Source organism: Kitasatospora sp. NPDC048239, from assembly GCF_043202015.1.
Taxonomy (GTDB): Bacteria; Actinomycetota; Actinomycetes; order Streptomycetales; family Streptomycetaceae; genus Kitasatospora.
Map to the genome: position 1 here is coordinate 245,162 of NZ_JBICZP010000008.1, position 17,923 is coordinate 263,084.

Annotated in this window: 18 protein-coding genes; 8 read left to right on the plus strand and 10 right to left on the minus strand. The window is 73.9% G+C overall.

The genetic code is table 11. From position 1 onward, the window contains the following. Nucleotides 1-7: 7 nt before the first annotated feature. Entirely contained in the window at nucleotides 8-466 is a 459-nt protein-coding gene (locus tag ACGFZP_RS23105) for a DUF1877 family protein (RefSeq protein WP_392936001.1), read from the plus strand. A 67-nt stretch (nucleotides 467-533) separates the two neighbouring features. On the opposite strand, the gene ACGFZP_RS23110 is transcribed toward ACGFZP_RS23105, so the two are convergent. From ACGFZP_RS23110 to ACGFZP_RS23135, 6 genes are read right to left on the minus strand one after another with little or no spacing between them, the layout of a single operon-like run. Beyond that, nucleotides 534-854: a DMT family transporter gene (locus ACGFZP_RS23110; protein WP_392936003.1), complete on the minus strand. Its 321-nt coding sequence runs from the start codon at nucleotides 852-854 to the stop codon at nucleotides 534-536. A 6-nt stretch (nucleotides 855-860) separates the two neighbouring features. Next, entirely contained in the window at nucleotides 861-1,550 is a 690-nt protein-coding gene (locus ACGFZP_RS23115; protein ID WP_392936005.1) for an HAD family hydrolase, read from the minus strand. A gap of 40 nt (nucleotides 1,551-1,590) precedes the next feature. Further along, the gene (locus ACGFZP_RS23120) at nucleotides 1,591-2,676 is read right to left on the minus strand and encodes an ABC transporter ATP-binding protein (protein ID WP_392936006.1); all 1,086 of its coding nucleotides are present in this window, start codon (nucleotides 2,674-2,676) and stop codon (nucleotides 1,591-1,593) included. A gap of 20 nt (nucleotides 2,677-2,696) precedes the next feature. After that, nucleotides 2,697-3,545, minus strand: a complete 849-nt coding sequence (locus ACGFZP_RS23125) for an ABC transporter permease (RefSeq protein WP_392936008.1) — start codon at nucleotides 3,543-3,545, stop codon at nucleotides 2,697-2,699. Next, a complete protein-coding gene (locus tag ACGFZP_RS23130; RefSeq protein ID WP_392936011.1) occupies nucleotides 3,533-4,492 on the minus strand; it encodes an ABC transporter permease in 960 nt (319 codons plus the stop codon). The genes ACGFZP_RS23125 and ACGFZP_RS23130 overlap by 13 nt, the downstream gene beginning before the upstream one ends. 34 nt (nucleotides 4,493-4,526) lie before the next feature. Further along, the gene (locus ACGFZP_RS23135; protein ID WP_392936012.1) at nucleotides 4,527-5,693 is read right to left on the minus strand and encodes an ABC transporter substrate-binding protein; all 1,167 of its coding nucleotides are present in this window, start codon (nucleotides 5,691-5,693) and stop codon (nucleotides 4,527-4,529) included. Nucleotides 5,694-6,021: 328 nt separating this feature from the next. On the opposite strand from ACGFZP_RS23135, the gene ACGFZP_RS23140 reads away from it, so the two are divergent. Then, nucleotides 6,022-6,831, plus strand: coding sequence for a GntR family transcriptional regulator (locus ACGFZP_RS23140; protein ID WP_392936349.1), 810 nt, complete (start codon nucleotides 6,022-6,024; stop codon nucleotides 6,829-6,831). A gap of 49 nt (nucleotides 6,832-6,880) precedes the next feature. On the opposite strand, the gene ACGFZP_RS23145 is transcribed toward ACGFZP_RS23140, so the two are convergent. Both ACGFZP_RS23145 and ACGFZP_RS23150 read right to left on the minus strand, forming a co-directional pair. Further along, nucleotides 6,881-8,461 carry a TauD/TfdA family dioxygenase gene (locus tag ACGFZP_RS23145; RefSeq protein ID WP_392936015.1) on the minus strand — a complete coding sequence of 527 codons (1,581 nt, stop codon included), beginning with the start codon at nucleotides 8,459-8,461 and terminating at the stop codon, nucleotides 6,881-6,883. Between the two features lie 178 nt (nucleotides 8,462-8,639). Beyond that, nucleotides 8,640-9,734: a pyridoxal-phosphate-dependent aminotransferase family protein gene (locus ACGFZP_RS23150; protein WP_392936017.1), complete on the minus strand. Its 1,095-nt coding sequence runs from the start codon at nucleotides 9,732-9,734 to the stop codon at nucleotides 8,640-8,642. A 100-nt stretch (nucleotides 9,735-9,834) separates the two neighbouring features. Between ACGFZP_RS23150 and ACGFZP_RS23155 the strand changes: the two genes are divergently transcribed. From ACGFZP_RS23155 to ACGFZP_RS23180, 6 genes are all read left to right on the plus strand, one after another. Beyond that, nucleotides 9,835-10,926: an amidohydrolase family protein gene (locus ACGFZP_RS23155; RefSeq protein ID WP_392936019.1), complete on the plus strand. Its 1,092-nt coding sequence runs from the start codon at nucleotides 9,835-9,837 to the stop codon at nucleotides 10,924-10,926. A gap of 60 nt (nucleotides 10,927-10,986) precedes the next feature. Then, the gene (locus ACGFZP_RS23160) at nucleotides 10,987-11,664 is read left to right on the plus strand and encodes a uracil-DNA glycosylase (protein ID WP_392936022.1); all 678 of its coding nucleotides are present in this window, start codon (nucleotides 10,987-10,989) and stop codon (nucleotides 11,662-11,664) included. A 223-nt stretch (nucleotides 11,665-11,887) separates the two neighbouring features. After that, entirely contained in the window at nucleotides 11,888-12,901 is a 1,014-nt protein-coding gene (locus ACGFZP_RS23165; RefSeq protein ID WP_392936024.1) for an SCO1860 family LAETG-anchored protein, read from the plus strand. A 186-nt stretch (nucleotides 12,902-13,087) separates the two neighbouring features. Beyond that, a complete protein-coding gene (gene glnII / locus ACGFZP_RS23170) occupies nucleotides 13,088-14,110 on the plus strand; it encodes a glutamine synthetase (protein ID WP_392936027.1) in 1,023 nt (340 codons plus the stop codon). A gap of 319 nt (nucleotides 14,111-14,429) precedes the next feature. Then, the gene (locus tag ACGFZP_RS23175) at nucleotides 14,430-15,527 is read left to right on the plus strand and encodes an LLM class flavin-dependent oxidoreductase (RefSeq protein ID WP_392936028.1); all 1,098 of its coding nucleotides are present in this window, start codon (nucleotides 14,430-14,432) and stop codon (nucleotides 15,525-15,527) included. Continuing rightward, entirely contained in the window at nucleotides 15,524-15,943 is a 420-nt protein-coding gene (locus tag ACGFZP_RS23180; protein ID WP_392936030.1) for a cupin domain-containing protein, read from the plus strand. Before ACGFZP_RS23175 ends, ACGFZP_RS23180 begins: the two co-directional genes overlap by 4 nt. Nucleotides 15,944-16,015: 72 nt before the next feature. On the opposite strand, the gene ACGFZP_RS23185 is transcribed toward ACGFZP_RS23180, so the two are convergent. Together ACGFZP_RS23185 and ACGFZP_RS23190 are read right to left on the minus strand one after the other, a co-directional pair. After that, nucleotides 16,016-16,783, minus strand: coding sequence for a DUF4232 domain-containing protein (locus ACGFZP_RS23185; RefSeq protein ID WP_392936033.1), 768 nt, complete (start codon nucleotides 16,781-16,783; stop codon nucleotides 16,016-16,018). 201 nt (nucleotides 16,784-16,984) lie between these two features. After that, complete coding sequence (locus ACGFZP_RS23190) at nucleotides 16,985-17,848, minus strand: helix-turn-helix domain-containing protein (protein WP_392936035.1); 864 nt, start codon at nucleotides 17,846-17,848, stop codon at nucleotides 16,985-16,987. Between the last annotated feature and the right edge of the window lie 75 nt (nucleotides 17,849-17,923).

Sequence of the window (17,923 nt, forward strand, 5' to 3'; positions counted from 1 at the left end):
GGGCGCGATGAGCATCGAGTTCACGATGTGGCGGATCACACCGGAGACCTACCGGCAGGCGCTGGACACCCGGCACCTGGACGGCGTCCACACCGCCGAGGACGGCCGGATCGCCAAGGGGTGGAGCGTGCTGCTCCGGCTGCTCACCCCGCCCGGCGCCGGGCCGCTCGCCGGGGCGGCGATCACCGGGGGAGTGGTGCTGGAGGACGGGGAGGACGCCGACTACGGCGGTACCCGGATGCACGCGCCCGAGGAGGTCGCGGCGATCGCCGCCGAACTCCAGGGGCTCGCGGAGGAGGAGATCCGGCGGCGCTGCGCCACGGTGGACCTGACCGGGTGCCACGGTGCCGAGGACGGGGTGCTGCTGGACCCGCCGGAGCGCTACGTCCGGCACTTCCGCGAGCTGCGGGACTTCTACACCGCCTCGGCCGCCGAGCGGGCGGCGATGGTGGTCTGGCTGGGGTGATCCCCGGTACGACGGCGCCCCGCACCACCCTCCGGTGGTGCGGGGCGCCGTCGTTCGGCGGGGAGGCTCAGTGGCCGCCCTTCAGGTTGAGCACCACCACGCCGACGATGATCAGCGCCAGGCCCAGCCACTGCATCCGGCCCAGGGACTCGCCGAAGGCGACCACGCCTATCCCGGCCACCGCGGCGGTGCCGGCGCCGGACCAGACGGCGTAGGCCACCGACACCGGGATGTGCTTCAGCGCCCGGCCGAGCAGGGCGAAGGAGAGCACGTAGCCCACGGCGACGCCGATGCTCGGCCAGAGGCGGGTGAAGCCCTCGGTGAGCTTGAGGGCGCTGGTGGCGCAGACCTCGCTGACGATGGCGAGGGCGAGCAGGAGATAGGCCATGGCCGGTCAAACCGCCGGTGCGGCGGTGAGCTTCCCGAGCAGCGCGAGGTCGGCGTGCTCCAGGCTGTCGAGCAGGGTGACCCGGGAGCCGCCCGGGATCGGCACGTCCGAGGAGGGCACCGCGAGGACGGCGCAGCCCGCGGCGCTGGCGGAGGCGACGCCGGTCGGGGTGTCCTCGACGGCCACGCAGGCCGCCGGGTCCAGGCCGAGGCGGGCGGCGGCGGCGAGGTACGGGTCCGGGGCGGGCTTGGTCCGCTCGGTGTCCTCGGCGGCGAGGGTCACCGCGAACCAGTCGCGGCCGATGGTGGAGAGCACCAGGTCGACCACCCGGCGCGGGGAGGCGGAGACCAGCGCGGTGGGCACGTGGGCGTCCCGCAGCTCGGCGAGCAGGGCGAGCGCGCCGGGGCGGGGGACGGTCTCGGCGGCGACCTTTCCGGCGAAGGAGTCGCCGAGCCGGTCCGCGAGTTCGGCCTCGCTGAGCGCGGTGCCGCTGACCCGGTGCAGATGGGCGGCGGTGTGCTCGATGGCCTGGCCGAGCACCTCGGGGACGTCGGAGTCGGTCAGCGCGTGGTGCAGCTCGTCGGCGAGTTCGGCGGCGGCCTGCCACCAGAGGTGCTCGGTGTCGACCAGGGTGCCGTCCATGTCGAACAGGACGGCGGCGGGTGCGGCGGCTTGGAGCGGGGGGTTTTCAGGCATGGCGGTACCTTCGGTGGTTCATCAGGAGCGTGCGGACGGATCAGACGGTACGGCGGTCCACCAGCACCGGGCGCTCCGGGAGGGCCAGGTCGGCGGTGGAGCCGATCGGCAGCGCGGCGGCGGCCTCGGTCGGCAGGTCGGCCTTGACCTCGGTGCCGTCGGCGAGCCGGACGGTGAGGCGGGTGACGGCGCCCAGGAAGGAGGCGCCGACCACCAGGGCGGGGCCGTGCGCGGAGGGGGTCAGCGAGACGTTCTCGGGGCGGACCAGCACCTGCAGCGAGCCGTCGGCCGGCAGCGCGCCGTCCACCGCGTGCCGGCGGCCGAGCACCTCGACGCCGTCCGCGGTGCGGGTGCACGGGATGCGGCTCATGGTGCCGACGAACTCGGCGACGAAGGCGGTCGCCGGGCGGGCGTACAGCTCGGACGGCGTGGCGCACTGCTCCAGCCGGCCCGCGCGCAGCACCGCGACCCGGTCGGCCATCGAGAGCGCCTCCTCCTGGTCGTGCGTGACGAACAGGGTGGTGATCCCCAACTCCTGCTGGAGGCGGCGGATCTCCTCGCGCAGGGTCAGGCGCACCTTGGCGTCCAGCGCGGACAGCGGCTCGTCCAGCAGCAGGACGCGCGGCTGCAGGGCCAGCGCGCGGGCCAGGGCGATGCGCTGCTGCTGGCCGCCGGACATCTGGTGCGGGTAGCGGTCGGCGTGCTGCGGCAGACCGACCAGCTCCAGCAACTCCTGGGCGCGCTTGCGGCGTTCGGCCTTGCCGGTGCCGCGCATCCGCATCCCGAAGGCGACGTTGTCGGCCGCCGTCAGGTGCGGGAAGAGGCTGTACGACTGGAACACCATGCCGGCATCGCGGCGGTGGGCGGGGATCTGGGTGATGTCCTTGCCGTCCACCAGCACCTGGCCGGAGTCGTGCTGTTCGAAGCCGGCCAGGATGCGCAGCGCGGTGGTCTTGCCGCAGCCGGACGGGCCGAGCAGGGCGACCAGTTCGCCCGGGTGGACGGTCAGGTCGAGGCCGTCCAGGGCGGTGGTCGCGCCGAACGAGCGGCGCAGGGTGCGGAACTCGACGGTCGCGCCGCCGGGTGCGAGGGGGACGCCGGCGACGGGGGCGGTAACCGTGGTCATGGTGGGTAACTCCGGGGGCTTCAGGAGGTGGTGGTCTTGTGGCGGCGCTCGCGGCCGACGGTGGCCAGCAGGAGCAGCAGCAGCCAGGTGATCAGCAGGCTCAGGATGGAGACCGCGACCGACATGTGGGCCTGGCTGTTGCCGACCGAGTAGATCCACACCGGGAAGGGCTGGTAGCCGAGGATCGAGGCGGCGGTGAACTCGCCGAGCACCAGGGCCAGGGTGAGGAAGGAGGCGTTCAGCAGCGCGCCGCGCAGGTTGGGCAGCACGACGGTGAACACCGCGCGCGGCCAGCCGGCGCCGCAGTTGCGGGCGGCCTCGACCAGGGTGCGGACGTCCACCGCGCGCAGACCCGCGTCCAGGGCCCGGTAGGCGAGCGGCAGGGACATCAGCACGTAGGCGATGACCAGCACGAGCGGGAAGTCCGGGTCCTGGATGAACACGAAGGTCTGGAAGAACGGCGTGTCCATCAGGTAGTCCGGGCCCCAGCGCAGCACGCCGATCAGGCCGGCGGTCAGCGCGACCGGCGGGACGACCAGCGGCAGGGTGCAGAGCACGTCGATCACCGGGCGCAGCCGCGGCGAGCCGAGCCGGACCGCGATCAGCGCGGGCACCAGCAGGAGCAGCAGCACCAGGACGGTGACGACGGCGAGTTCCAGGGTGAGCCAGAGGCTGTCCAGGAAGCCGGGGGCGCCGAGCAGGCCGGTGTACGCCTCGAAGGAGTAGCCCTTCGGGTCGTCGACGGAGAAGTAGCCGGCGGCGGCGAGCGGGACGATGAAGTACACGCCCGCGACCAGCAGGACGGCGCCGCGCCACCAGCGCAGCTTGGGCCGGGTGGACCGGGGGCGGGCGGAGGTCAGCTGAGCCATCGGGCACTCCGGCGCTGGAGGGGCAGGTAGACGGCCATCACCAGGACGGCGACCACGATCATGTTGAGGCTGAGGGCGAGGGCGAGGTTGCCCTGGCCGACCAGCACGTTGCCGGAGAGCGCGTCCGCGATCGAGCGGCTGACCAGCGGCACGGTGGCGCCGACCATGGCCGCGGCGGTGGCGTACGCGGCGAAGGCGCTGCCGAAGAGCAGGACGAATCCTCCGAGCAGCGAGGGCAGCAGGATCGGCAGTGCGACGTGCCGCCAGTACTGGAAGGTGGTGGCCCGGTTGTTGTGGGCCGCCTCGCGCCACTGCACCCGCAGGCCGTCCAGGGCCGGGGTGATGGTCAGCACCATCAGCGGGATGAGGAAGTACAGGTAGACGATGGTGAGGCCGGTGAAGGTGTAGAGCGACCAGCCGTGGTCGGTGAGGTGCAGCAGCTCGGTGACCTCGCCGGCGTTGCCGAGGGTGGCGACGAAGGCGAAGGCGAGCGGCAGTCCGCCGAAGTTGGCGAGTACACCGGAGGCGGTGAGCACCGCCTGGCGCAGCCAGGTGAACCGGGAGGTCACCACGGCCTGGGCGATCGGCAGGCCGATCACGGTGGAGAGCAGCGCGGTGAGCGCGGAGAGCTTGAGGCTGCTGACCATCGCGGTCCAGTAGGCGCCCTGGACGGAGGCGGTGACGTTGTCCAGGGTGAACTGGCCGCCGCCGCCCTCCGCGTCGGTGGAGGTGGTGAAGGCGCCGATCACGATGGCGACGGCCGGAAGGCCGAAGCCGATGGCGAAGAAGACGAACAGCGGGGCGGTGGCGAGCCAGGAGCCGCCCCGGATGCGCAGGCGCGGACGCCTGCGGGGGGTGGGGGTGGTGGTCGCGGTGGACGCCCCCGCGCCGCCACCGGTTTCGGTGGCGGCGGGGGTGGTCGGCACCGGGGTGGGAGCCGTGGTCATGAGGTGGGTTCTCAGCCTGTCCGGTTGGGCCGGGTCAGCCGGCGATGGCCTTGGTCCAGTTCTCGGTCACGACCTTCTTGGCGGCCGTGATCTGGTCCTGGGTGGGGAAGGTGGTGAAGGGCTTCTCGACGACGGGCAGCTTGGCGGCGGCCGCGGTGTCGAGGGTGCCGTCCTTCTTCAGCGCCTCGAAGGTCGCCGGGGTGGCGTAGCCGCCGAGGAAGAGGTTCTGGCCCTCGGTGCTGAAGAGGTACTCCTGCCACAGGCGGGCGGCCGCCGGGTGCGGGGCCCACTTGTTGACGCCCTGGTTGTAGAACTGGGCGTAGCTGCCGTCGACCGGGACGGCGACCTTCCAGTCGACGCCCTTCTCCTTGAACTCGTCGGTGTAGCCGGCGTTCAGGTAGGACCAGTCGATCGAGATCGGGGTCTCGCCCTTCTCGATGGTGGCCGGGGTGGACTCGACCGGGTTGAAGTTGCCGGCCTGCTTCAGCTTGCCGAAGAAGTCGATGCCGGGCTGGATGTTGTCCAGCGAGCCGCCGTTGGCGAGCGCGGCCGCGTAGACGCCGCCGAAGGCCGAGCCGGACTTGGTCGGGTTGCCGTTCAGGGCGACCTGGCCCTTGTACTCCGGCTTGAGCAGGTCGGCGAAGGTCTTCGGGCAGTTGGCGATCTTCTTGGCGTCGCAGCCGATGGAGACGTAGCCGCCGTAGTCGTTGACGGCGGCGCCGTTCGCGTCCTTCATGGTGTCCGGCACCTTGGCGAAGGTGGCGACCTTGTAGGGGGCGAGCAGGCCGTCCTTGACCGCCTGCAGGGCGAAGGCGCTGCCGAGGTCGACGACGTCGGGGGCGCGGTCCTGGCCCTTGCGGGAGGTGATCGCGTTGATCTCGTCCTGGCTGGAGCCGTCCGGGTTCTCGTCCTCGATCTCGATACCGTACTTGGCCTTGAACGAGTCCATGATCTTGCCGTAGTTCGCCCAGTCCTTGGGCAGCGTGATGACGTGCAGCTTGCCCTCCTTCTTGGCGGCGGCGACCAGCGCGTCCATTCCGCCGAAGTCGGCGGCGGAGGTGGCCTCCTTGGCGTCCTTGGCGCCGGCCTTGGCGGCGTCGCCGGACTTGGTCGAACCGGCGGAGCCGCAGGCGGTGAGGGAGAGCGCGGCAGCGGTCAGTACGGCCGCGAAGGCGGCGGCGCGGGCACGGTGCACGGTCACTGGTCAGTCTCCTGATCGGGGCGTACTGCGGGGAGCGTTCGGGGGAGGGGCGGCGAGCCTGGGGCTGGTCCGCGGGGCGTCCGCTGTGAGTTCGGATGCCCCCGAGTTGACTAGCCAACTTCGCCGACGGGGGTAAGTACGCCGGAGCCCGGTGACGGGAAGGTGAACGGACGGCCCAGAACCGGGGTCGGCTGCGGGAACGGTCGAATCAGGCCCTCGGAGGGCGATCTCCCGGGTGCGATGCTTCGAGGGCGCAGCGGGATAAGGTCGGGCTGTCCGCGCCGGTACGGCTGTGCAGGACACCGCCCCAGGAGGGATCTTGACTGACGTGGCACTGGAGCCCGGCCGATCCGCCGCCGAGGAACGCGGCCGACCCGCCGCCGAGGAGCGCGGCTCCGGCGCGCTGTACCGCAAGGTCGCCGCCGACCTTCGGGAGGCCATCACCACCGGTGCCTTCGGCGAGGCCGGCCGGCTGCCCGCCGAGGGCGCGCTCGCCGAGCAGTACGGGGTCTCGCGCGGCACCGTGCGCCAGGCGCTGGCCGTGCTGCGCTCGGACGGGCTGGTCACCTCGCGGCGCGGCACCCGCCGGGTGGTGCTGGGCACCGCCCGGGTGCAGAGCTTCTCCGAGCTGCTGAGCTTCACGCACTGGGCGTACTCGATGGGCGAGGAGCCCGGCGGCATCCTGGACTCGCTGGTCCGCCGCCCGGCCGACGCCGCCGAGCGCGAGCAGCTGCGGCTGGAGCCGGGCGCCGAGGTGTTCGTGACGGTGCGTCTGCGCACGCTCTCCGGGACGCCGGTGATGGTCGAGCGGACCGTCTACCCGTCCCGGGTCGGCGAGATCGTGGCGCAGCTGCCGGCCGACGTGGTCTCGCACACCGAGGTGCTGCGCGAGCACGGCATCCTGTTCACCGACGCCGACCACACCATCGACATCGTGGCCGCCAACGCGGAGGACGCCCGGCTGCTCGGCTGCCGGCGCGGCGGCCCGCTGCTGCGCGAGCGGCGGCGCACCACCGACCCGACCGGGACGCCGGTGGAGTGGTCCCAGGACCGCTACCTGCCGGGAACGGTGGCGTTCAGCATCCACAACTCGCTGGCCACCTCGGCGCTTTCGCGGCACGCCCGGGAGGGCGACTGAGCCCGCCGGGCTGGGCGGGGAGCCGGCCGCGCCGACTCCCCGCCCCGTCTCAGCCCATGAGGGCGGCGAGCAGCGGGCGGAAGTGCTCGAAGCCGGGCGTCACGGCGCCCGCCTGTTTGGCCCGGTCGTCCCAGCGGCGGACGGCGACGGCGTCGGCGGCCCCCGGGAGGGCGGCGAAGGCGGCGGCCTGCCCGGCGCTCATCGGGCCGCCCTGCACCTGGAGGGTGTACTCGGAGGCCTCGGAGAGCCGCGCCCGGTACTCCGGCTCGACGGTGCACAGGTAGCGCTTGGCGGCCACGTGCAGCCGGATCGGCCCGGTGACCTCGGGGCCGAACCAGCGGGCCAGCCAGTCGGCGCCGGTGTCGCTGTGGTGGTTGTCCTGGCCCTGCATCAGATCCCGTCCGTGCAGGGCGCCTTCGAAGTGGCCGACATCGTGCAGCAGGGCGGCCGCGACCAGGTGCGGGGGCGCCCCGGCGGCCTCGGCGAGCGCACCGGCCTGGAGCATGTGCTCGGCCATGGTGACCGCCTCGCCCAGGTACTCCCCGGCGCCCTCGCCGGCGAACAGGTCGGCGAGCGCGTCCAGTCCGGCGCCCCGGTGGTGCAGCACGGCCAGTGTGCTGGTCAGCGAGTCCAGGTCGGCGTAGCAGCCCTGGAGGTGGCGCGAGCCGTCCTGCTCGAACGCCGTCCGGGCGTGCAGCAGTCGGACGTTGTCGAAGATCAGGCAGTCGCCCGGGTCGAGCCGGAGGTCCAGCCGCAGCTCCGGGCGCAGGGTGATCGCGGCGAAGCGGCGGTACGCGGCGTAGAAGGCCTCCAGCTCCTCGGCCGGGCCGCGCAGGGTGCCGATCGAGCGGTTGTTGAACCGCACCTCGCGGATCCGGCCGAGCGGGTCCACCTCGATCAGCGGCCGGTCGGCGCGCAGTTCGGTGCCCCGGTCGCGGAAGACGAACGGGACGACCGTGCGGGTCAGCACGGCGAAGTCCGCCGGGGCCTCGGCGCGCAGCAGCGCCGCCGCCTGGAAGCCGTCCACCAGGCCGGAGTCGCCGCCGGCCGCGGAGTTGTCCAGGCAGTGCAGCAGTTGGAGGGTGGGCACCGGGTCCCGGTAGGGGTTGTCGGTGTGCGGGGCGATCGCGACGCTGGTGAAGGCGAGGTTGTTGGGGTCGGGCTCGACCCGGACGTCGAACAGCTCGCCGTAGTTGGTCACCCGTACGAAGCCGAAGGTCTCCGCCACCGCCAGCACCTGGCGTTCGGCCACCGGCACCCCGTGCAGCACCGCGAAGCCGCTGCGCCGGACGGCCCCGAGCACCGCGGCGCGCTCCGCCGGGTCCTCGACGTACGCCGTCCACTGCGCCGACGGCAGCCCGTCCGCGAAGTCGGCGGCCGTCCAGAGCCGCTTGTCCGCCTCCGTCCGCCCGTCCCCCTCGGCGCCCTGCGCCAGCCACTCCAGCGGGTAGCGGGAGCGGTGCCCGTCCGACCAGAGCACCTCCAGCCGCCCGCCGGACTCGGTGTGCGCGGCGACGGCCAGGTCGTCCGGCAGGTCGGTGATCTGGAACAGCTTCTGCCCGCTCCGGGGATCCCGGCACTCGGCACACGGGCAGTTGTCGCGCAACCAGTACGGCGGCAGCTCGGACACGGTGCTCCTCCTCGGTGATCCGTGAAGTTGTATAGCCAACTTCACCTCGTGGGGAGCCTGCCCGGCGATGGTGAGATCCGGGTGGCGCGGCGGTGAACCCCTCGGGAACAGGGCGCCTACGCGCGGGCATCGGACACCGGGCCGGCCGCTCGGGCGGCCGGCCCGGTGTCCGATGCCGTCAGTGCCGGACGGCGGCCTCCCAGGCCTGCTCCGCCGCCCGGCGGGCCGCGGCGGGGTCGGCGGCCAGGGTGGTGGCCAGGGCGGTCAGGACGCCGAGCACCGTCTCCAGTGAGGCCGCCCGGCCGTAGTGGTTGACGCGGAGCATCCCGGCGGCCAGCGCGCCGCCGCCGGGCTGGACGGGGAGGGCCGGGTCCAGCCGGAGCAGCTCGGCGGCGAGGGCGGTGGCCGCGAGGCCGGGCGGGGTGCGCACCGTGGTGGCGACGGGGGCGGCGTGGGCGTCCTCGGGGACGAACGGGGTGAGGGTGCCCAGGGCGCGGACCCCGGCGCGGGTGGCGGCCGCGGCCGCGCGGTGGCGGGTGATCACGGCGGGCAGGCCGTCCGCGGCGATCCGGTCCAGGCAGGCGCCCAGCGCCAGCATCTCCAACTGGGCGGGCGCGTGCGGGAGTACGGTGCGGCCGGCGTCCGTCCAGCGCTCCTTCCAGTCCAGCAGGGAGAGGTAGGAGCGGCGCGGGGCGGCGGGGTTGGCGGCGATCCGCTCCCAGGCGCGGTCGGAGACCGAGACGGCCGAGACGCCGGCCGGGCCGCCCATCGCCTTCTGGCCGCCGACGACGCACAGGTCGACGCCCCACTCGTCGGTGAGCAGCGGCTCGGCGGCCACCGAGGCGACGGCGTCCAGCATCAGCAGTGCGCCGTGCGCGCGGACCACCGCGGCGATCTCGGCCACCGGGTTGGTGTTGCCGGTGGCGGCCTCGGCGTGGACCAGCGAGACGAAGTCGATCGCCGGGTGGGCCTCCAGCGCCGCGGCGACCTGCTTGGCGCTCACCGCCCCGTCGAAGGGGACGGCCAGGTCCACCACCTCGGCACCGCAGTCGCGCAGCCAGTTGCCGAAGGTCTGCCCGTACGGGCCGGTGACGATGTTCAGCGCGGTGGAGCCGGGGTGCGCGGCGCCGCGGATCGCGGCCTCCAGCGGCAGCAGCGCCTCGCCCTGGGTGATGATCACGTCGGCGGAGGTGTGCAGCAGTGCGGCGACCCGGTCCTCGATCGCCGCGAAGTCGGCGGCGCTGAGCGGGGGCAGGTCGAGGAAGGGGCTCACGGTGGCGGCCGGCCTTTCACAGGTGGGGCGGTTCGGGCAGGGACGAGTCTGCCGCACTTCCCCTGCCCGCCGGGAACGGCCGCCTCGGTAGAGTGCGGCCATGAGCGATGGCGCGGTGCTGCACGTCCGGGGGCGGGTCCTGGTCGGTCCGGAGGACGTCCGGGACGAACTCTGGGTGGTGGACGGGCGGGTGAGCCTCTCGCGGCCGCCGGCCGCGGACGACGTGCGGACCGTCACCGGCTGGGTGCTGCCCGGCCTGGTGGACGCGCACTGCCACGTCGGCCTGGACGCGCACGGCGCCGTCGACGCCGAGACCAGCGAGAAGCAGGCGCTCACCGACCGCGACGCCGGCACCCTGCTGATCCGCGACGCGGGCTCGCCCGCCGACACCCGCTGGATCGACGACCGCGAGGACCTGCCGCAGATCATCCGGGCCGGCCGGCACATCGCCCGCACCCGCCGCTACATCCGCAACTACGCGCACGAGATCGAGCCCGGCGACCTCGCCGCCTACGTCCGGGCCGAGGCCCGGCGCGGTGACGGCTGGGTCAAGCTGGTCGGCGACTGGATCGACCGGGACCGCGGCGACCTCGCCGCCTGCTGGCCCGGCGACGCGCTCGCCGAGGCGATCGCCGCGGCGCACGAGGAGGGGGCGCGGGTCACCGCGCACTGCTTCGCCGCCGAGTCGCTGCCGGACCTGCTGGCGGCCGGCATCGACTGCGTCGAGCACGCCACCGGGCTCACCGAGGAGCTGATCCCGGCCTTCGCCGAGCGCGGGGTCGCGATCGTGCCGACGCTGGTCAACATCGCCACCTTCCCGGCGCTGGCGCTCGGCGGCGAGGCCCGGTACCCGGCCTGGTCCGCGCACATGCGCCGGCTGCACGAGCGCCGCTACGACACGGTGGGCGCGGCGCACGACGCGGGCATCCCGGTCTTCGTCGGCACCGACGCGGGCGGCTCGCTCGCCCACGGCCTGGTCGCCGAGGAGGTGGCCGAGCTGGTGAAGGCCGGGCTCAGCCCCACCGAGGCGCTCTCGGCGGCGAGCTGGGGGGCGCGCGCGTGGCTGGGCCGCCCGGGCCTGGAGGAGGGCGCCCCCGCGGACTTCGTGGTGTACGCGCAGGACCCGCGCGCCGACGTCCGGGTGCTCGCGGACCCGCAGTTGGTGGTGCTGCGCGGGCGCCCGGTCGGGTGACCGACCAGGGCGGGGCCTGGGGGCGCCGGGCTGTCGGGGTAGGCCGATAGGGTGGCGCCCATGGCACCGCGTCCCCTGAACGAGATCGTCGAACCCGGCTGGGCCACCGCCCTGGAGCCGGTGGCCGGGCGGGTCGCCGCCATGGGCGACTTCCTGCGCACCGAGCTGGCCGCCGGCCGGACGTACCTGCCCTCCGGGCCGAACGTGCTGCGGGCCTTCCAGCAGCCCTTCGCCTCGGTGCGGGTGCTGATCGTCGGACAGGACCCGTACCCGACGCCCGGCCACGCCGTCGGGCTCAGCTTCTCGGTGGCGCCGGACGTCCGGCCGATCCCGGCCAGCCTGGTGAACATCTTCGACGAGTACGGGCGCGACCTCGGCCTGCCGCAGCCGACCACCGGGGATCTCACCCCGTGGACGGAGCAGGGCGTACTGCTGCTCAACCGGGCCCTGACCACCGCCCCGCGCAAGCCCGCCGCGCACCGCGGCAAGGGCTGGGAGGAGGTCACCGAGCAGGCGATCCGGGCCCTGGTGGCGCGCGGGGGCCCGCTGGTGGCGATCCTCTGGGGGCGCGACGCCCGCAACCTGCGCCCGTTGCTGGGCGAGGTGCCGGCCGTCGAGTCCGCGCATCCGAGCCCGTACTCGGCGAGTTCGGGCTTCTTCGGCTCGCGGCCGTTCAGCCGGGCGAACGAGCTGCTGGTGCAGCAGGGCGCGCAGCCGGTGGACTGGCGGCTGCCGTAGCTCTTGAGGGGGCTGCGGGCGGGCTTTCCCCCTTTCCCCGGCCGCAGGTCAGTGTTCGGCGTCAAGCTCACTCGAATGAGTGAAATGACGTTCTGTGTGACTCATGTGACGGATTGTTCGAGAAGACTGGCGGCTCATCGTTCGGAGCGCCGGCCCCTTACCCCGTCCCGCGGGTGATGTCGGAGGCGCGCTCCACCGCAGCACCACCCGTGGGGGTACCGCCATGTCTTCTTCTTCGCGTTCCGTCTCCGTCGCCGCCGCGGTGGTGGCCTCGGCCCTGCTCGCCGTACCGCCCGCGTACGCCACCGGGCCGGCCGGGGCGCCGCCCGCCGCGGCGAGCCCCGGCAAGGCGCGCGCCGTCACCGCCGAACTCGACCTGGACGTCAGCCTGTTGAACAAGACGGTGGACGTCCCGGTGAACGTCTCGCTCAACAAGGTCGAGACCCCCGCGCAGCGCGACGGCTCGATGCTCACCGCCACGGTCGACGGCGTCGACCAGAAGGGGCCGGTCACCCTGGTCAAGGCGGACGTGGGCACGTCCGTGACCAGGTCCGACGCCAAGGGCACCGCCGCCTCCGTCCGACTGGTCAACGCCGACGTGCACGCCCCGGGCCTGCCGGCCACCACCCTGCTGGGCCTGGAGGCGCTCAGCTCGGAGGTCACCTGTCCGGTCGACGGGCCGCCGACGGCCGACGTCGTCGCGCCCGCCAGGCTGACCGTCCTCGGCAAGCCCGTCACCCTCAGCCTGTACGGGCCGACCAAGGTGGACGTGCCGCTGATCGGCAGCGTCTCGGTGGAGTTCTCGAAGAAGAGCACCACCTCGGCCACGGCCGCCGCCTCGGCCCTGGAGGTCCAGGTCGAGGTGAACCCGCTGAACCTCAACGTGGCCAAGGTGAGCGGGAAGATCACCGTGGCCTCGGTGAGCTGCGAGAAGCCGACCGCGCCCGCCACACCTACCGCCGCGCCTTCGTCGAGCGCGCCCGTCGCCCCCGCGCCCTCCGGCACCGCGCCCGTCGGCACCGCGGCCGTCCAGCCGGTCGCCGACGCGACGTCCCCGGCCGGCCGCCGGGCCGTCCCGCAGGCCGCCACCGCGAGCCCGACGGGCAGCCTCGCCGCCACCGGCAGCAGCAGCTCCACCGGCCCGATCGCCGCCGGGGCGGTCGCCCTGCTCGCGGCCGGCGGCTGCGCCCTGCTGGCCACCCGCCGGCGCCGCGCCGCGCACGCCCGCCGGCACTGACCGGGCGCGCCCGGCAACGGCGCGCCACCCCGCGGTGCGGGAGTGCCACCCGCGGCACTCTCGCACCGTGACCGTGTCAACGCGGACGGTTGGTTCACCTGCGCGTTACATGAGGGGAACAACCGGGAAACGGCGGCTTGCGACGCTACGCGGGCACCCACCACCCAGCTTGCGAGGTTCACCGCCGTGGCAATCAAGGCCGAGTACATCTGGATCGACGGCACCAAGCCGACCGCCAAGCTCCGTTCCAAGACTCGGATCCTGGCCAACGCGGACAAGATCCCCACCTGGGGCTTCGACGGTTCCTCCACCAACCAGGCCGAGGGTCACGCCTCGGACCGCGTGCTCGCGCCGGTTGCCACCTTCCCGGACCCGATCCGCGGCGGCGACAACATCCTCGTCCTGTGCGAGGTCAACGAGATCGACGGCACCCCGCACGAGTCGAACACCCGCGCCCTGCTGCGCCCGATCGCCGAGCAGTTCGCCGCTCAGGAGTCGATCTTCGGCATCGAGCAGGAGTACACCTTCTTCAAGGGCTCCCGCCCGCTCGGCTTCCCCGAGGGCGGCTTCCCGGCCCCGCAGGGCGGCTACTACTGCGGCGTCGGCGCCGAGGAGGTCTTCGGTCGCGAGATCGTCGAGCTGCACATGGACCGCTGCCTCGCGGCCGGCCTGTCGCTCTGCGGCATCAACGCCGAGGTCATGCCCGGCCAGTGGGAGTTCCAGATCGGCCCGGTCGACGCGCTGACGGTCTCCGACCACATGTGGGTCGCCCGTTACCTGCTCTACCGCACCGCCGAGGAGTTCGGCATCGACGCCACCCTCGACGCCAAGCCCGCCCGCGGCGACTGGAACGGTGCCGGCGCGCACACCAACTTCTCCACCAAGGCGATGCGCGAGAACTACGACGCGATCATCACCGCCTGCGAGTCGCTCGGCGCCTCCCAGGAGATCGTCCTGGAGCACGTCACCCAGTACGGCGCCGACATCGAGTCGCGCCTGACCGGCAAGCACGAGACCGCCCCGTGGAACGTCTACAGCTACGGCGTCTCCAACCGCGGTGCCTCGGTCCGCATCCCGTGGCAGGTCGAGGTCGAGCAGAAGGGCTACATCGAGGACCGTCGCCCGAACGCGAACGTCGACCCGTACGTGGTGACCCGTCTGCTGGTCAACACCTGCTGCTCCGCCCTGGAGAAGGCCGGCCTGGTCTGAGCCTTCCGGCTCCCCGGCTCACCGCTTTCCAAGCCCGCAGGCCCTTCCCGTATCGGGGAGGGCCTGCGGGCTTCGCCGTGCCTGCGACCCGGCCCGGTCCAGCCCTTGATCCTGCTGCTCCGGTGGTCGGATAATCACCGTCATGAACGCCCCCGCCCGCCACCCCCTGGTCCGACGGCTGCACGTCGACCTGGTGCGCGTGTGCGCGGCCGCCTGTCGCCCCTGAGTCCCACCGAGCCCCGTCGAGCCCGCACCGGGCTCCCGCTCGGTACTCGCGGCCCCGTCCCACAGGCGACCCCCGGCGCAGGAGCGTACGTCCATGTCCCTCGGCTTCCACTGGTTCCTCCCCACCAACGGCGACAGCCGGCAGATCGTCGGGGGCGGCCACGGCTCCACCCCCGGGACGGCCGGGTCGGACCGGCCGCCGAGCATCGGCTACCTCGGCCAGATCGCCCGCAGCGCCGAGCAGCTGGGCTTCGAGGGGGTGCTGACACCGACCGGCGCGTGGTGCGAGGACGCCTGGCTGACCACGGCGATGCTGACGCAGGTGACGGAGCGGCTGAAGTACCTGGTCGCCTTCCGGCCGGGGCAGATCAGCCCGACGCTGGCCGCGCAGATGGCGGCGACCTACCAGCGGCAGTCCGGTGGACGGCTGCTGCTGAACGTGGTGACGGGCGGGGAGTCGGCGGAGCAGCGGGCGTACGGGGACTTCCTGGACAAGGACGCCCGGTACGCCCGGACCGGGGAGTTCCTCGACATCACCCGGCGGCTCTGGGCGGGGGAGACGGTCGACCGGGACGGCGGGCACCTGCGGGTCGAGCGGGCGCGGCTGAACCGGCTGCCCGATCCGGTGCCGCCGGTGTACTTCGGCGGCTCCTCCCCGGCGGCGGGCGAGGTCGCGGCGCGGTACGCCGACGTGTACCTGACCTGGGGGGAGCCGCCCGCACAGGTCCGGGAGAAGATCGCCTGGATCCGTGGACTGGCCGCCGCCCAGGGCCGGGTGGTCCGGTTCGGGATCCGGCTGCACGTGATCACCCGGGACACCTCCGCCCAGGCCTGGGCGGAGACCGAGCGGCTGCTCGCGGGGATGGACCCGCAGCGCGTCCGGGAGACCCAGCGGGCCCTCGCCACGAGCGAGTCGGAGGGCCAGCGCAGGATGCTCGCCCTGCACGGGGGCTCCGCCGAGCGGCTGGAGGTCCACCCGGGGCTGTGGGCCGGCATCGGCCTGCTGCGCGGGGGAGCCGGAACGGCGCTGGTGGGAAGCCACCGGGAGGTCGCCGACCTGGTCTCCGAGTACCACGAACTGGGCGTCGACGAGTTCGTGCTGTCGGGGATCCCCCACCTGGAAGAGGCATATTGGTTCGGCGAGGGCGTGCTTCCCCTGCTGGCCGCCCGCAACCTCTGGAGCCGATCGTGAGCGACGCCTTCCACCCCCGCCTGCACCACGTCCCGGCCGGCTCGCTGGACGCGGACACCGCCCAGACCGGCGGCATGCACCGCTTCGCCGCGATCAGCGGCGGGCGGGTCGGCGCCGAACGGCTCTGGATGGGCCAGACCCACGTCGCGCCCCAGACGGCCTCGGCCGACCACCACCACGGCGACTCGGAGACGGCGATCTACGTGCTGAGCGGCCGCCCCGAGTTCGTGTTCCTGGGCGAGGACGGCACGGAGGAGCGGATCCGCACCGGCCCGGGGGACTACGTCTTCATCCCGCCCTTCGTCCCCCACCGCGAGGAGAACCCCGGGCCGGAGGAGGAGGCCGTGGTGGTGATCGCCCGGTCGAGCCAGGAGGCGATCGTGGTCAACCTGCCCGGCGGCCTCGGATCGGCCTAGGCGGGATTGGCGCAGTGGGAAGTCGGCGGGGCCGACTTCCCACTCCTTTGCCCGGGCGGTCCAGGACTCCTGCTAGAACTCGTCGGCGCCGTTGCGCAGCTCGGGCGTCCAGTAGCCGGTGGCCCAGACGGCCGGGTCGACGGCGATGCCGCCCTCGCCGGGGGCCTTGACGGTGGCCAGGCCGGTGCTGCCGCCGAGCCCGACGGAGAACGCGGACACGGGCTCGTTGTTCTCGTGGACCCCGCCGTTGGACAGCCGCACCAGGGCGTAGGCGGGGGCGCCGGCGGCGAGGACGACCGGGGTGCCCGGCTTGCTCTTGGCGACGGCCGGCACGTTCTCCCGGTGGCTCTCCAGGAACCGGATCTGCGGGAACTCGCTCAGCCGGCAGCTGTGGCCGGAGGTGTTCCGCGCGGTCAGGACGATGTGGGTGTAGGGCGGCCCGTCCTGGCGGGCGGCGCTGATGGCGAGGTCCTTGACGGCGCACAGCGGCGTGGCCGCCGAAGCCGCCGAGGGCGCGGCGGCCGGCTCGACCGGCGGCTTCGGGGAGGCGGTGGCGGGCTGGGCGGCGCCGGAGCCCTTCCCGGCCGGCGCGGCGGGTGCGGCGGGTGCGGCGGGTGCGGCGGGTGCGGCGGGTGCAGCCGGTGCGGCAGGTTCAGCGGGTGCGGCCGCGGGGGCCGCGGGTGCCCCCGGTGCGGCGGGTGCCGCCGCACCAGCGGGCTTCGGGTCGCCGGCCTTGGGGCTCGCGGGCGCCGGGTCCGGACCACAGGCGGCCAGGGCCAGGGCGAGTACGGCGGTACCCGTCGCGGTCAGGACGGCGGTGCGGCTGTGGAACGTACGCATGGGAACTCCCCCGGGTCTGTGCTGCGGTGACGCGTGCTCTGGTCGATCTGCAACGACCATGGCCCAGACGTCGTCCCACCCGCCAGAGCCGACGGCCAATCCGGGACGCCGGGACGTTCCAGCCCCTCTGACCTGCGGAAACGCGCGAGCCTGGAACGCCGGAACGGGACGCTCGCCGGAGCGGGCGGGGGGTGGGAGGGCTCAGACGCGCGGTTCGGCCCCGGCGGTGGTCCAGGCGAGGAGCATCCGGAGGGCGTCGTGGGAGGGGCTGCCGGGGGCGGCGCCGTAGGTGATCAGGGCCTGGTCGGGGTCGTCGGCGGCGCGCAGGGTGTCGTAGGTGAGGGAGAGGGTGCCGACGAGCGGGTGGTGGAAGCGCTTGGTGCCCGCGGTCTTGTCCTGGACGGGGTGCTCGGCCCACCAGCGGCGGAAGTCCTCGCTCTGCATGGACAGCTCGCCGATGAGGGAGGCGAGCCGGGGGTCGTCGGGGTGGCGTCCGGCCTCCAGGTGGAGGTAGGCGACGTTCTCCCGGGCGCAGGAGTCCCAGTCCGCGTAGAGGTCGCGGGAGGTCGGGTCGAGGAAGGTGATCCGGGCGATGTTGCGCTCGGCGGGGGCCATGGCGCCGTAGTCGCCGAGCAGGGCGCGGGCGGCCGGATTCCAGGCCAGGATGTCCATCCGGCGGCCCATCACCAGGGCCGGGACGTCCCGCAGCTCGGCCAGCAGCCGCCGGAGCATCGGCCGCACCGGCTGCTCGGGCCGGGGCGGCTGGTCCAGCGGCGGGCGGCGCGGGGCCGGGCGGGCCAGGTCGTGCAGGTGGCGGGTCTCGTCGGCGGTCAGCCGCAGGGCGCGGGCGAGGGCGTCGAGCACCCCGCCGGAGGGGTTGGGGACGCGGTCCTGTTCCATCCGCGTGTAGTAGTCGACGCTGACGCCGGCGAGCAGGGCGAGTTCCTCGCGGCGCAGGCCGGCGACCCGGCGGGTGCCGCCGTAGTCCGGCAGGGCCACGTCCTGCGGCCGGAGGCCGGAGCGGCGCGAACGGAGGAAGTCGCCGAGGCTGGTCGCGGTGGTCATGGAAGAAGTGTCGCCGGTTGCGCGCGGCGCTGCCTGGCCCTGGCGGGGCCAGGCAGCGGGCGGCCGGCAGGCGGG

Bases quoted from the DNA above. Each gene is read 5' to 3' on its own strand.
- ACGFZP_RS23160 (WP_392936022.1), top strand. From the start codon at position 10,987: ATGGCACCGCGTCCCCTGAACGAGATCGTCGAACCCGGCTGGGCCACC.
- ACGFZP_RS23175 (WP_392936028.1), top strand. From the start codon at position 14,430: ATGTCCCTCGGCTTCCACTGGTTCCTCCCCACCAACGGCGACAGCCGG.
- ACGFZP_RS23120 (WP_392936006.1), bottom strand. From the start codon at position 2,676: ATGACCACGGTTACCGCCCCCGTCGCCGGCGTCCCCCTCGCACCCGGC.
- ACGFZP_RS23165 (WP_392936024.1), top strand. From the start codon at position 11,888: ATGTCTTCTTCTTCGCGTTCCGTCTCCGTCGCCGCCGCGGTGGTGGCC.
- ACGFZP_RS23110 (WP_392936003.1), bottom strand. From the start codon at position 854: ATGGCCTATCTCCTGCTCGCCCTCGCCATCGTCAGCGAGGTCTGCGCC.
- ACGFZP_RS23125 (WP_392936008.1), bottom strand. From the start codon at position 3,545: ATGGCTCAGCTGACCTCCGCCCGCCCCCGGTCCACCCGGCCCAAGCTG.
- ACGFZP_RS23115 (WP_392936005.1), bottom strand. From the start codon at position 1,550: ATGCCTGAAAACCCCCCGCTCCAAGCCGCCGCACCCGCCGCCGTCCTG.
- ACGFZP_RS23130 (WP_392936011.1), bottom strand. From the start codon at position 4,492: ATGACCACGGCTCCCACCCCGGTGCCGACCACCCCCGCCGCCACCGAA.
- ACGFZP_RS23190 (WP_392936035.1), bottom strand. From the start codon at position 17,848: ATGACCACCGCGACCAGCCTCGGCGACTTCCTCCGTTCGCGCCGCTCC.
- ACGFZP_RS23105 (WP_392936001.1), top strand. From the start codon at position 8: ATGAGCATCGAGTTCACGATGTGGCGGATCACACCGGAGACCTACCGG.
- ACGFZP_RS23155 (WP_392936019.1), top strand. From the start codon at position 9,835: ATGAGCGATGGCGCGGTGCTGCACGTCCGGGGGCGGGTCCTGGTCGGT.
- ACGFZP_RS23185 (WP_392936033.1), bottom strand. From the start codon at position 16,783: ATGCGTACGTTCCACAGCCGCACCGCCGTCCTGACCGCGACGGGTACC.